This is a genomic window from Verrucomicrobiota bacterium (assembly GCA_039192515.1).
GTDB lineage: Bacteria > Verrucomicrobiota > Verrucomicrobiia > Methylacidiphilales > JBCCWR01 > JBCCWR01.
In genome coordinates this window covers 14,932-28,383 of sequence record JBCCXA010000023.1, presented here as the reverse complement: position 1 = coordinate 28,383, position 13,452 = coordinate 14,932, and the positions used below count along the sequence as shown (strand labels likewise).

Sequence of the window (13,452 nt, the reverse complement as noted above, 5' to 3'; positions counted from 1 at the left end):
CAGCTCAAAGCATTCAAAGCGCAAATATTATTTCGATGATGAGGCTATTTGATCTAACGGTGGAGGTCCAGGCTTCTTCTTATCTTTCTTACACCAAATCTGACCGTCGTTGAATTGAGTCCAAGCCCACTTCATCCATTTTCCCGTCAGGCTCGCTACCCATAATGCCCAAGCCAACATCAGAAAGCGATACCACCATATAGATACGGAAACAACACTAGGAGTTGGAAGTAAAGCATCGGATTGCGCCTGATACCATTTCATCCATGACTTAGAGGAACCATTACCAGAAATATACATTTCTGGATTACCTAAAAGACCATTGTAAACGACTGCCAAAAGGATCCCTACCACCATCACCGTGCTCAGGCCAAGTAAAACCTGAACAACATTGAACGAGCCCCCTTTAAGTTTTTGATAACCTTCACGTCCTCGCCACTCGAAGGCAAATAACCAACCGATGAGCACCACAGAAGAAATGACATGTACCTGCGTCAGTCCAAATAGCAATGGCACCCATTCCCAAGACTTAATGGGCAGAGCTTTAAAACGCATTAATAGCCATGCAATGAATAAAGCACCAATTAGCACAGCCCAAAAACGAATCGCTGGTCCTTGCAATGGTCCTTTAGCCCATAGAACCCATCGATCAAGAGGCAGCTTGATCGATGTATGAATATTAGCACAAGGAACTGGCAGCTTGACTTCCTCTGCAGCTGAAACAATGCCAATGTCTTCTGCTTCTTTCCATTCAATATTTAACATTTGCTCACCAGGGTGCACAGGGATAATCAAATTCTTTCCCTCAGTCCGAACAGGAATCTCTACACCTTTATGCTTTAATGAAGTGATCTCCGCTTGCTCGGGCAACTGCATGACGAAATCACTTCCCAAACTACACTGCAGTGACATAGAGAGTATAGAGCGTTTATGTCGACTACCCAAACGAATTTCATGATTTACGGAAGAAACAGTTGTTGTTTCTCCACTTACTGCCTCAGGTCTACTAATCTGAAATTCAACCTCTTCGCCAGGCCAAGGACTCCATACCGGCAACAAGTCTTTTTGATTCTTCTGAAAAACAGGCTTAATTCCTGAAAGCGTTACATTCCAAACTGGGGAAGTCACCAAAGTCCATTTCTCTACCCACAAATCCGTTTCCTCAGCAGCGAGATTTATTTTACTCATGCGCTCCAGCTCGCTTTTCCAAGTAAATGTTTTCTGATTTGCTCTCATTAAAACTTCCACCATCCCCTCTTTTACCTCGACACCAGAAGTCATCACTTTTTCTCCAGGTAAAAGGGGAATCTTGATAGATATCGCCTTATCTATAGAAGATAATTTGGTGATTTGATTCTGAACTTGCCAAACAAGTCCTAGTTCAAAGGATCGATTTAACGCAACAAGTGGATTGAAATCTTTCTTGTCATAGGAGGCATCTTGCGAGCCCGAGCTATCCAATTGCTGACGAACAAAAAAGACTTGTTGCTCTGGCACTCCATTATCCTTGATTCCAGTAACTGTCCAACCAGAAGCCTCTACCGTCACAAATCTAGGTTTCAAACGAAAAGTCCACTCCCACTCAGAAACATTAGGTAACAAACCTCTCACTTCAATCTGGTGAACTCCCTTGTCTAATACGATCCACAGATACTGGTCCTCTCTTCGCAAAGCCGGGGCTCCCGCATTATTTACCGTAATCTCTACAGGAGACCAGATAGGCAGCCGTCCAGGCAGAGGAAATGCTGATTCCGCAGCTACATGAACTTCCATTTTCATAAGAAGCTCTACACCGACTAACTGCAGATCGACTTTGGCAATATCTGCGGCATTTGGAAAAGCATCTGATTTCTCAGTCAATCTAGTTCGTAACTTTTCTAATGTCTGCTCGTCAGGTATTTCTGACTTTAAATCATGAAGCCCTGATAAAAAGAACGCTCCTATTGCCACCCATGTTCTTAGCCCGCTCTTCCTCACCCCAAGAATAGGAACTTTCCCTAATTGCCTAATTTGTAAGAGCAATAATAGTAACCAGCCAATAAGCACCAACCTAGCCAAGGTGAGTGCACGTTGGCCTTCTAAAGATAGTAAAATCGGGCGAATCGTTTCTTCAGCCGATACCGGCCCATTCCAACGACACGTCACCGTTCGCCACGTCCACTGAGGAACAGCAGGACCTGTTTGAATTCTCGCCTGAGCATCATATTGAAGATTCACTTTCTGTTTACCTTTCCATGTACCTTTTTTGAGGGGTTGCGATTTATTCAAAAGATTCATTCCATAGCCTTCTCTATCTGAGCGATCAACAGCTTCCTCCAACATGAATTCACTTTGCAAGGCCTCACTTGAGGGCACGGCAGAGAGCGATCGAGCCACTGTATTAAAAATTTGATTATTTACGCCTTTCTCTTCCAACTGTGGATAAATAGCAGATTGCACCTGCTTGTAGACAAAGGGAATCAATAGCACTGCCAACAATGCGAGTGCTCCATATTTCCAAACCTTCACTACCAATAAAAGCTTACCCTTCTTGATAACGCGTAAAAGTGCTAGAGGCATGAGTAAGACGAGCCATGACATGTTGGGGAAATTCACCTCATGCCAAGATACCCCCATGGCAGCAAAGGCAATAATCCCGGGTAACACTCCATACATCTTAAAAACCACAAAGGAAAAAATGAGTAACAAGAAGACATCCAGCAATGACCAAGCCGTCAGCCAATCACCTTCTACTTTCTCAGCTCCAAATAAAGCGACCAGGCGCCATCCAGGCGGAAGGTGCATGGTAACATCTAATTTTTCAACATCTGTGAGCCATCCCACTGCGGACAATTCGTTTCTGCCTCCTATCTCTCCCACAGCCGAAACATTTAAATCTCTTTTCCGTAACTCTACCCCTTCTTTATTCGTTTTAGGATTACGCGTAATTAGTTGACCTTTCCCATCAACCTTAACACTGCCTAACTTGACTCCATCTTGAACATCAAGCCGCCAGATCTCTTGCATTTTGCCATTGATCTGGTCCTGATAGACAAAACCCTGTCCATTGTCTGCGAGCCAAAGATTTCGTGAAACCTTCAAACCTTCGGGAATCCGATTTCCCATACCTCTCATCCGTTCATCTATCTTGAAGGGCTTTTTCGTATCCCAAAAATAAACGGGATAAGAGGCCCACTTCTCAGGAAATGTCGTTTGCGAGACATCTATAGAATCAACCCCTAAGATTTCTATCATACGGAAAGAGGGCTTTGCCGCAAAAGCGACTAACTCATCTTTAGCCATAGGTTTCACTTGCTCGTCAAATGCAAATTCATCACCCTTTAAATCATCCGTCCTAAAAGCTCGGCAACGAATAAACCATTTGCCAGCTCTCACCTGAGCTTTCATCTTCCCATCATCATCTATCGCCACAGGAATTGGTGCATCGATACTAGAAAGCTTCCATCCCCTTGGAAGAAACCAGCCCAACTCCTCCTCACGACTTTTCCCCGCGACACTTAATTCAATCTCTGTGTCAAGCCACATCGGAATTCCATCTTGCAATAAGCGATAGATTTTTAGTGCCAGGAAATCTCGATCTTTTGCCTCGGATCGATTTCGCTTCAACCAGACATACCCAGAATTATCCCAGTTGGGAATATCGACTTTCTTTCCATGCAAGCTCAGAGCGAGTATACCCACTTCCTTGGGAATCAATATTCGCTGAGGCATTTCCTCCCATTGAAACGCACCGGCTACCTTGTAACTACCTGTCTTTAACTCAATTGAAGGCTTACCAGAATGAAGAACAACAGGCAGGCTTTTACCATTAGCTCTAACAGCCTTAGGCCACATTTTGTTATCTCCAGGCAAGGCAACCCAGGTTTGATCATATACTTTCACATCAAATGAGAAATTCCCCTGAGATTGCTCAACATCTAGCTTGAGCTCAGAGGGCCATAAGCACATATATTTCTCTTTATTATAGTAGGGAGAAGGACAATTGAGATGATCACTCTCCCAAAGTGCCCAGTCCTTCCACTCCTCCAATACTTTTGGTAGTTCTCTACTTTCTTGAGCCCATCCGCAGCTCATTAATCCTAGCCACAACAAAACGAAGTATTTTCTCATCAAGAGGTCCTTTTGATTGAATTTGAACAAGAAGTGATGATCAATAGACCACTAGTATCTACATATTTCGCTTTTTAAAAAGCTTTTAGAAAATTCGCAGCAAACTAGAAATGCTTACCCTTATAAAAGAAATCACTAATTATAACTGCCAAAAATCCAAATTTGGCCTACATTTTCAGCACGCTTATGAAAGAAAAATTAATCACACTCTTGATTGTCGCCTTAGCACCTTATTCCCTTTTTGCTCAAAAGGTAGATTACGTGGAACCTCAAAAGCCCTACTCAAATTCACCTTTTCTACAAAAAGCAACCAAGAAAAGCGTCTCTTCCTCCTCTCCTCTTCTGGTGCCTATGATCACTTGGGCTCCGGATGGCGTAACGGTTCATGCCAACGCAGGAACTAAACCAAATCCCAACTCGAGTCTTGCACGGGCTATTGGTCGCCCCGTTGAGCTAAAGCTAATCGACGACTTTGATAAGCAGGTAGAAAACTATGTCACCGGTAAGTCAGCATTCCTGAGAGGGACTGCAGACATGATTGCCCTAGTCGCAGACGCTTTAAAACAAAAAGACCCCGGACTCGAGCCCATCGTCTTTCTACAACTTTCAACTTCAACTGGTGCTGACGGCTTCGTCGGCAAAGACATCGACAAGCTCAAAGACCTAAAAGGCAAAACCATTGTCGCGCAACTTAATGGACCGCACTTATCTCTGATAGGTAACATGCTGAGCGATGCAGGGCTTTCCAGCAAAGATGTCACTATCAAATTTGTCCCAGAAATCACTACGCCTCCTAATTGGTCTCCAGGGCAAGCAGCGCTAGACCCCGCCAACGCCTTTCGAAACGACGAATCCTTATCTGGTGCGGCTTGTATCTATCCGGATATTCTAGCACTAACTGCTGGTGGAACTGTGGGAACCGGTCTAGAGGGAACCGTTAAGGGGGCGAAGCCTCTCTTTACCACCAAGACAGCTTCCAATGTCATTTTCGATGTCTATGCCGTGCGTAAAGACTTCCTAGATAATAACAAAGAATTAGTAGAAGCCTTCCGCAGCGAACATCTCAAACAACAAGAATTCTTTTTAAAAGAACTCGCTAACATCGCCAAAAAATCGCAAGCTGACAAGAGCCGCGTCTCCTCTTTCAAAAAACTCAGCAAACCTCTAGCTGGTATTTTTTTACAAGATGAGTCAGCAGTCAGTGACTTTATTTTATGGGTTGGTGTCGATGCACAGCTAGCAGGCGTTACGGGAAATGAACGCTTCTTCGACACAAAGAACCCAGTTAGTTTCACGGCCACAACCAACCGGATCCAAGACTTCTTCTTAGATCTGGGCCTTATTGGTAACAAAAGCATCTTAAGCTATCACCTTCCTTCGAAAGAAACTGCTGTGGCCAGCACTGAACTTGCAAAGCCCAAGCAGGCTTTTGCCAGCACCCAAGCAGTTCGACAAGCAGCTGAAAGTGCTGGCGCCAATACCCTCTACACCTATACCTTTACTTTCCCAGCTCAGATAGCAGAAATCGACTGGCGTGACTATGCTCAGGTCTTTGCCACTATTCATGAAACAGTAAGCCGCTATGGAGGCGCTATCGTTCAGCTAAGAGGTCACGCCGATAACTTCTTCTACAATTTTGTTAGGGCAAAGATGAAACAGAATCAAAGCACTTATGAACGACGCATTCCTGGTACAGATCAATTTCAAAAACTCCCCCTACCTAAAATCGAACAAATACTCAACGATGCTCAGACGCTATCCTACGCCCGAGCTTTTTCAGTTAAAAAAGCTTACGCCGCTTACGTCCGAGAAAACCTTAACCTCAGCCCAGAAGAAGTCGACCTCTCCCGTTTTGACGTGAAAGGAATGAGTGTGAAAGATCCACTAATCACCAGCCCGAAAACACCCCAAGAACGTGCCCAGAATATGCGTGGAGAAATGTTTATCATCTCGGCAGAAAGTGAAATCCCAGCAGAATTTGGAGCTGACGACCTACGCTAAAAACATAAACCATACGAAAGCAATGAGAAAAAATACTTTTATCCGCATCATCACTATTCCAGCCCTTATAGTTTTGAGTCTTTCTACTATACACGCGCAAGATAATGTGACGACTCAGTGGCTTAATGAGCTCGATCAAGAAAGGGTCGAACAAAGCGGCACTGCCATCACTATTATTTTTGACGACTCGGGTTCCATGAATACCGACGACAAAATTGGACAGGCCAAGAAAGCCTTTCTGGAATGGTTATCGGCTGTCCCTGAAAACTATCGTCTATCTCTTATTGGACTTAATGCGGGCTTGATTGTTCCTATGGGGCGAGATAATCGAGAAGTGCTTATGGCTAAGGTAGAATCTATTAAAGCTAGTGGAGGAACACCTTTATTTAGAACTATTGGCGAAGCTTTAAAAAATATCCAAGATCGCCGGCAAACGGTTAGCCCCTTCGAAAGGCATGTGGTGGTGGTTTTTACAGACGGCAAAGAATCTAGCAAACATGGAGCAAAAGGTGTCCAAAGGCAGATTTTGGAATTGCGAAAAAACCAAATTGAAGTGGCAGGCATTGGTTTCCATGGACAAGGAGACTATATGAAAGGTGTTTCAACTCTTTACTTTGCTGCGGAGACAAGCAAAGAGCTTAAACAGGGATTGCTAAAAGTAGATGCTGAAATCGGTGATGTCTCTGATATTAGAATCACAGATAATGACTTTAAAGTCATGGATGAAATAAGCTTGAATCCTATCCCAGAACCGTCATCTGTTATCAAAACCAAAAAGCAGACGAACGATATAGCTAAAACGACCTCAAAATCAGAACCTACAACAAAAGATCAAGGGGTCTCACTAGGCTCCGTATTTTTCCTCCTCATTTTGGGTTTTATTCTCTACAAAATTGTTAGTGCAGCAAAAAAATTCAAGAGCTAATTCAAGACCTAGATGAAAAAATGGACCAGCATTTTAATCATACTCTGCACCTTGGGAATGATCGCCTGGGGACTGTTCCGACCCACTCGCGAAGCAAGTAAGCTTAATCATCTGCTTTCCATAACTAGCGAAGCTATAGATTATGATCGTACCATCAACATTTGGGGTGATGACTGGCTTGGCTACATGGTTTTTAGATCCGCTAAGTTTCAACGATTACTAGATCCTCACAAAATTAAGGTCAACTTTGAAATCGTTGCTGATTTCTCCAAACGAATCCAGGGACTTCATTCCGGTGAATGTGAATTTGCCGTAGCCACTTTGGATAGTTATCTTGCTAATGCCAACGATAGCCACTGGCCAGCAGCGATTATCTTTGTGGTTGATGAAAGCTATGGAGGTGATGCCATTGTAGGACTCTCCCATCTCTCTAATATTGATGACCTCAATAAACCAGAAATTAAGGGCTCATTTGTTGGCTTCTCACCATCAGAATTTTTCCTCCGCTCCGAAGTCTCACACTTTAAACTCGAAAACTTAAGACCTCAGTTGGAAAGATTTCGCAGTAACGATATTAAAGAATCTTACCAGGCCCTTGCAAAAGGGAAAGTCGACTTCGCTGTCTTATGGGAACCACAAGTAACACAAGCACTGAAAAAAATACAAGGTGCAAAAGTATTGATTGATACACGACACGCTCAAGGGCTTATCATCGATATTGCCCTTGCTTCTAGAAAAGTCATCTCAGATGAACCTAAGTTGGCTGAACTCATCACTCATGCTTACTTTAAAGCATTGCATGAGTATTTAAATAATCCTAATGACTTCATTGATGCTGCGGCGCGTGATAGCGGAGAAAAAACTTCCCAAGCCCAAATAATGACAAACGGTATTAAGTTCGCCACTTTTGAAGAGAACCATACGTATTGGTTAAGCAGCGCGTCTCAAAGTGATCCTCCTATTATACAGTCCATTGCACACATTAAATCGATTCTTGATGACCACGAACTCTCTTCACCTATACCGCGAAATGACCCCTATGCTCTTATCTATCGAGGTATTTTAGATCGATTACAAAATTCACCTCACACCATTCCCCCTGCCAGCACGAGTGTTCCTGCTATCAAACGCTTGAAAAAATTCTACGACCCACTTTCCGAAGAAGCATGGAAACAACTCTCTCAAAAGGTAAGAGGCACCCTCATTGACCAACCCATCACTTTTCGTCCAGGCTCTACCGCTATACCAGAAGATTTTCAAATACTTATCCAGGAAGCCACCCCAATACTGAATCACTATCCTGACTATAGAATCATTGTCGAGGCTCATGTCTCGCCTAGCGATCAACCCGATTTAGACCAACAACTTTCAGAGCAACGAGCTCAAGCGGTGAAAAACTACCTCATTGAAGCATGTCAGATTTCTCAAAACCGTATTTATGCCTATGGGAAAGGCTCTAGTGAGTTGCCACAACGCCTTGAAGGTGAGAGTATACGCGCTTATAACAAGAAAGCACGTAGGGCAAAAATTTTACTTGTTGGAGATTAATTGAAGCGGCCGGATTACATTGATTTATCGAGTAAAACACTCGGACGCATAGTCTCTAATCCCTATACTTGGGCTCCTTATCTTCCCATTGCTGCTGCCTATGCGTTTTTCGGTGCCCCCTATTGGATATGCCTATGCTTAGCCGGCCTAGTGGGCTTTGGCACTTACCTCTTTTGGAAAAGACAATGGCCAAGGCTTTATGAGAAAACCAAGGTAGATACCTTGGAATCCTTCCTCGAGAAAGAGAACGATACACTTGAAGAGCTTATTCAAGAACTTAGGACAGCCCCACCTGGTAAAGTGAAGGATTTGCAAAATACCCTCTCATCAGTCCATCAATTGAAGAAATCGATCGAGAATAAAATTTTCAGTGATCGCATCATTACAACCGCTGAGCAAGATGTCAGTAAACTGGTTTCCCAGCTCACCCTTACCATGTGTCATGAAGTGAGACATATTCTCGCTCTGCGTCTACAGGGTAAATCTAGTTTACAACCTCAGATTGATCACGCTCTACAAGCCCTAGAAGAAGCACAATCTACTTTGAATAAAACTTACGAACAGTTAGAAACCATTATTAATCCAGTCATGCCAGAAGCCGCTAACAATTCTCGTAGCCAAATTGAGTCGGTGCAATCTAAACTACAAGATCGAATTGAACACGCCACTGCTATTAGAGATATGGTGCAATCAAGCTTAAACCATCAGCAACTGGATCAACTTGAGCGAAATGTATATGGAAATGACTCGAAAACGGACAACTCTTTAACAGAAACAAACTAAACGAAAGGAAATAACAATCATGGGAAGATTATGGAGACTCATCTACGGTAAGTTTTTAAAACTTATCGGTATCGCAGAAGCAGCCGATCCTCAAGCCATCTTGGAGACAGCTATTGAATCACGCAACAAGCTGGAAGTTCAAGGTCGAGAAGCCTTAAGCCTCAAAGCAGGCGTGCTAGAAAGATTAAAAGGCCAGATGGAGGATGAACACCGTAAATTAAGCGAACTAGAAGACCAAATCACTTCACTAATTGAAGCTGGACACGAGGACTTGGCCAAGGAACTCGCTAGCGAGTATGAGCAGGTCGAGCGCGAATTCACCAACAACCAAGAACAATTTGATTTGCTAGAATCAGATTACAAAGTAGATACCGAACGCCTCAATGAAAGCTTAAAACTTGCGGACAAAGAAATTCAGCAGGCTAAAGATAATATTCGCGACACTAAAATTCACGAATCGATTGCTAAAGCAAATGCCATTGGAGCAGGTATCCGCATGGATACAGATGGAGTAACTGATAGCATGGCACGTATCAAAGAAATTACCGAAGAGCGCAAATCAAAAGCGATGGGTAAATCTCGTGTTGCGCGCGATGCGGTTGACTTCAAACTAGAAGACATCAACCGCATGAAAAAGGTTCGCGAGGCCACTGGTGGGCAAGCTCTTGCGCGTTTTGCCGCTAAACGCAACATGACGTTAAAATCTGCCCCCGCTCCAACAGACGGTCCAGTATCTACGGACAAGCCTTTCGGCACTACCGAAACAGATCAAGATACCACAAAGTCTGAGGCATAAGGAAATGCCTAGCTCTGAAGGAAAGAACTGGTTAGATCATGTCATTGAGGCGTACCGTTCAGGGGCGAATCGGCAATTCGTTCTCTACGGGAACACTCATGACATCTTTCCCGTGCCAAATTCCTCTGAGAATGGTCTAGGTAATTTATCTGACCTATTGAGCAAGGCCTGCTTAAGCGCGTATGACCTTATTTTATCGCTAGACATCGCCACGGGCATCAAGGTCATGAAAGGCCAGGAAATTGCCCCCGAATGGCTTAATGATCGAGCACATAAAGAGCGCTTTGGTAATCCCAGGCAGCAAGTTGCTTTGCTTGATGAATTTATTCTATACTGCGTCAACTATAGTCGAGCTGAGGGCAAAAAAATCCACTTAGGCCTTCTCATTACCAATGCGCAATATGTTCTTCCGAATATTAACACCACATCAATTGATGTCTCAGCTGTTGCGCTAACCATCAAACGTTGGAGTGAGGATCCTGTATTTAAAGAATACCCTCTGGCGACTTTTATCATTTGTCAGAACTTGTCTGAAATTCACCCCATGATTCAGACGAATTCCCATGGTCTTCGCCTAGAAATACCGCTGCCTACTAAGCAGGAAATCCAGAAATTCTTCAAACAGCAGCAGAGCCATTACCCAATTGCATTCAAAGAAATCCAAGAGTCTCAAACATCCGCAGCACAACTTCTAGCAGGGACTTCACTTAACTCATTACAAGCCATGCTTAAGCTCAAAGAATATCAGAAAGAAGCCATTAAGTTAAAAGACCTTGAATCTATCGCACATCGTCTAGTCGAGGAAAGTTGTGACAACCTCATAGAATTCATTCGCCCAAAACACAATCTGTCAGATCTTTATGGCCAAGCAGCTTTAAAGAAACGCATCCAAAATGATCTCAATCTCTGGCAACAAGGTATGACAAAAGTTATCCCTAAAGGATACCTTCTCATGGGCCCAGTAGGAACAGGTAAAAGTTTTTTTGTTGAAGCTCTAGCCGGAGAGGCTCAAGTCCCCGTCGTTAAGCTGAAGAACTTCCGTGGAAAATATCAAGGCGAAACCGAATCTAACTTAGAGCGTATCTTTCGTTTACTGCGAACGTTACCCAGATGTTTTGTTTTTATCGATGAGGCTGATCAGTCCATGGGAAGCCGCGATAGTGGAGCTAGCTCCAGTCCTGTTGATGCTCGTGTTTATTCCATGTTCGCTCAAGAAATGGCCAGCGAGCAAAACCGTGGTCGACTTATTTGGCTACTAGCAACGAGTCGTCCGGATCTCCTTGAAGTTGACCTCAAGAGACCTGGACGTATGGATTTGAAGATTCCTCTACTGCCTTGCGAATCTATTGAATCAGCTTGGGCACTTATCCAAGCTCTATCTAATAAACATAAACTCTCTATTGATGCACACACTTTCGACTCCATAGCTGATCTCATCCCAAAGTGGATGACCCCAGGGTCAACAGATTCTCTCCTGCGCGATCTACAACGTGAAAAACAAATCGACCCTTCGCTAGATGAGCAATCACTACTTATCCAACGTTTACAGGACTATCAGCCTCCTGTCTCACCCTTAGTCATGGAGGAGCAAACACGCATTGCCATCCAAGAAGCATCTGACATTCGTTTTGTTCCTGAGGCTTTCCGTTACTTAAGAACCATTACCCAACCCATCACCCGCTTATGAAGCCAGACTCCAAATCTAAATACAGTCCTAAACTACAAGAGTGGTATATCCCACTCTGGAAAGATAAGATCACCTTAGGTGCAGCCTATGATCAACTCATCTCCTTTGGCAACGACCAAAACGAAGTGCCTCTTATGGTACAAATCGTTGAAAACCCTAAATTTAATCTCAAAGGCCTAGGTTTTTTCAAAGGGCGAGTCACTCTACAACGACACGACTTTATTCACATCATTCTTGGTCGTGGCACTAAAATGATAGACGAAGCCTTTACCATTGGCTTCACTATGGGTTCCACCAATCGAGTCTCTACTACCCAAACTTCCATCTTTAGCTGGGTTTCTGGAACGCTCTACCCCAAAGCTTACCGCTTTAGTAAAAGAAATATGCAAGTTTTTCGAGATGCCGTTTCTCTCGCCTATGTCTCAGATTGTAAGCCACTGGATAAGGTCAATTTCAAATCCATGCGAGACCTTACCATTCGTGAAGCGCGAAAGAAAATCGGCCTAGAAACAGATCTTCTACAAGCCTATTACCATATCGAAGCCAAGCGCTACCCCAATTCATCTGCTAGCCAAAGACTCATTAAGAAGTGATCCACAATAATTGGAACCACGAATTTATACGAATAGGCTGTAGAATTTTCAACTGTATCTGAAACGTATGATTTTTAAATCTGCTTAATCTGTGTTTACCTAAGGATTAAAATTAAATCCCTATGACATGAAACTTTCCCGAAGACTTTTTCTGACTGCACTTGGTGGCACTTCCCTAGCAGGCATAGCGAGTAGCTATCACATGATGTATCTGGAGCCTTCACTTTTTGAGGTAACGGAAAAAGATATCACCCTCGGTCACTTCCAGAAGCCTTTGCGAATTCTCCACCTATCTGACTTTCACGCCTCTGCTGTCGTTCCTTTCAAAGATATAGAAAAAGCTATTGATATATCTCTGGGCTTGGATCCTGACATTGCTTTTTTGACGGGAGACTACATCACTTGGAAAATCCCACAACCCGAGGAGTATCAACGCATCCTCAAAAAACTTTCGGCAAAGATTCCTACTTTTGCCTGCACAGGCAATCACGATGGTGGCAAATGGGCTGGCTCATCACTTGGTTATAAAGACTTTTCCAAAATCCAGAAATTACTAATAGATAGCGACATTACTTTTCTCTTCAATGAGTCTCAGCACATAAAGCTCCATGGCACTTCTATGGCTATCGTTGGATTAGGAGATTATTGGAATGGAGACTGTCATCCTAATAAAATTTTACAAAAAACAAGATCCACTGATGAACCCATCTTTGTCTTAAGTCACAACCCAGACTGTAAAGGAGATCTTAAGCCTTACGATTGGGATCTCATGTGCTGTGGTCATACCCACGGAGGACAACTCGTTATCCCTTTTCTAGGGCTTCGACCTTTTCTCCCTGTCAAAGACCACTCCTTCCCCGAAGGGACATTATCTTGGGGCAATAAACACATTCACATCACTCGCGGCATCGGCAACCTCCACGGCATGCGATTCAACTGCCGACCCGAAATCAGTATCTTGAATGTTTCATGATAACTTATTAAGATATATAAATGGTTACTTTACTTA

General features: G+C 43.5%; 9 protein-coding genes. 8 read left to right on the top strand and 1 reads right to left on the bottom strand.

All coding sequences use genetic code 11. The features are described from left to right. Positions 1 to 27: 27 nt before the first annotated feature. Complete coding sequence (locus AAGA18_10960) at positions 28 to 4,110, bottom strand: hypothetical protein (GenBank protein ID MEM9445857.1); 4,083 nt, start codon at positions 4,108 to 4,110, stop codon at positions 28 to 30. Between the two features lie 186 nt (positions 4,111 to 4,296). Here AAGA18_10960 and AAGA18_10955 point away from each other — a divergent pair, with 186 nt between their 5' ends. From AAGA18_10955 to yaeI, 8 genes are all read left to right on the top strand, one after another. Beyond that, a complete protein-coding gene (locus AAGA18_10955; protein MEM9445856.1) occupies positions 4,297 to 6,111 on the top strand; it encodes an ABC transporter substrate-binding protein in 1,815 nt (604 codons plus the stop codon). A gap of 22 nt (positions 6,112 to 6,133) precedes the next feature. After that, complete coding sequence (locus tag AAGA18_10950) at positions 6,134 to 7,036, top strand: vWA domain-containing protein (protein MEM9445855.1); 903 nt, start codon at positions 6,134 to 6,136, stop codon at positions 7,034 to 7,036. 12 nt (positions 7,037 to 7,048) lie between these two features. Then, positions 7,049 to 8,584 (top strand): phosphate ABC transporter substrate-binding/OmpA family protein, encoded by a 1,536-nt coding sequence (locus AAGA18_10945; GenBank protein ID MEM9445854.1) that lies wholly within the window; start codon positions 7,049 to 7,051, stop codon positions 8,582 to 8,584. After that, complete coding sequence (locus tag AAGA18_10940) at positions 8,585 to 9,367, top strand: hypothetical protein (protein MEM9445853.1); 783 nt, start codon at positions 8,585 to 8,587, stop codon at positions 9,365 to 9,367. A 19-nt stretch (positions 9,368 to 9,386) separates the two neighbouring features. Then, positions 9,387 to 10,163, top strand: a complete 777-nt coding sequence (locus AAGA18_10935) for a PspA/IM30 family protein (GenBank protein MEM9445852.1) — start codon at positions 9,387 to 9,389, stop codon at positions 10,161 to 10,163. A 4-nt stretch (positions 10,164 to 10,167) separates the two neighbouring features. Continuing rightward, complete coding sequence (locus AAGA18_10930) at positions 10,168 to 11,850, top strand: ATP-binding protein (protein ID MEM9445851.1); 1,683 nt, start codon at positions 10,168 to 10,170, stop codon at positions 11,848 to 11,850. Continuing rightward, positions 11,847 to 12,443, top strand: a complete 597-nt coding sequence (locus AAGA18_10925; protein MEM9445850.1) for a hypothetical protein — start codon at positions 11,847 to 11,849, stop codon at positions 12,441 to 12,443. The genes AAGA18_10930 and AAGA18_10925 overlap by 4 nt, the downstream gene beginning before the upstream one ends. A gap of 127 nt (positions 12,444 to 12,570) precedes the next feature. Next, complete coding sequence (yaeI, locus tag AAGA18_10920; protein MEM9445849.1) at positions 12,571 to 13,416, top strand: phosphodiesterase YaeI; 846 nt, start codon at positions 12,571 to 12,573, stop codon at positions 13,414 to 13,416. The last annotated feature ends 36 nt before the right edge of the window (positions 13,417 to 13,452 follow it).

Excerpts from the sequence above, each read along its gene's own strand:
- AAGA18_10950 (MEM9445855.1), top strand. The coding sequence starts at position 6,134 with ATGAGAAAAAATACTTTTATCCGCATCATCACTATTCCAGCCCTTATA.
- AAGA18_10945 (MEM9445854.1), top strand. The coding sequence starts at position 7,049 with ATGAAAAAATGGACCAGCATTTTAATCATACTCTGCACCTTGGGAATG.
- AAGA18_10925 (MEM9445850.1), top strand. The coding sequence starts at position 11,847 with ATGAAGCCAGACTCCAAATCTAAATACAGTCCTAAACTACAAGAGTGG.
- AAGA18_10960 (MEM9445857.1), bottom strand. The coding sequence starts at position 4,110 with ATGAGAAAATACTTCGTTTTGTTGTGGCTAGGATTAATGAGCTGCGGA.
- yaeI (MEM9445849.1), top strand. The coding sequence starts at position 12,571 with ATGAAACTTTCCCGAAGACTTTTTCTGACTGCACTTGGTGGCACTTCC.
- AAGA18_10930 (MEM9445851.1), top strand. The coding sequence starts at position 10,168 with ATGCCTAGCTCTGAAGGAAAGAACTGGTTAGATCATGTCATTGAGGCG.
- AAGA18_10935 (MEM9445852.1), top strand. The coding sequence starts at position 9,387 with ATGGGAAGATTATGGAGACTCATCTACGGTAAGTTTTTAAAACTTATC.
- AAGA18_10955 (MEM9445856.1), top strand. The coding sequence starts at position 4,297 with ATGAAAGAAAAATTAATCACACTCTTGATTGTCGCCTTAGCACCTTAT.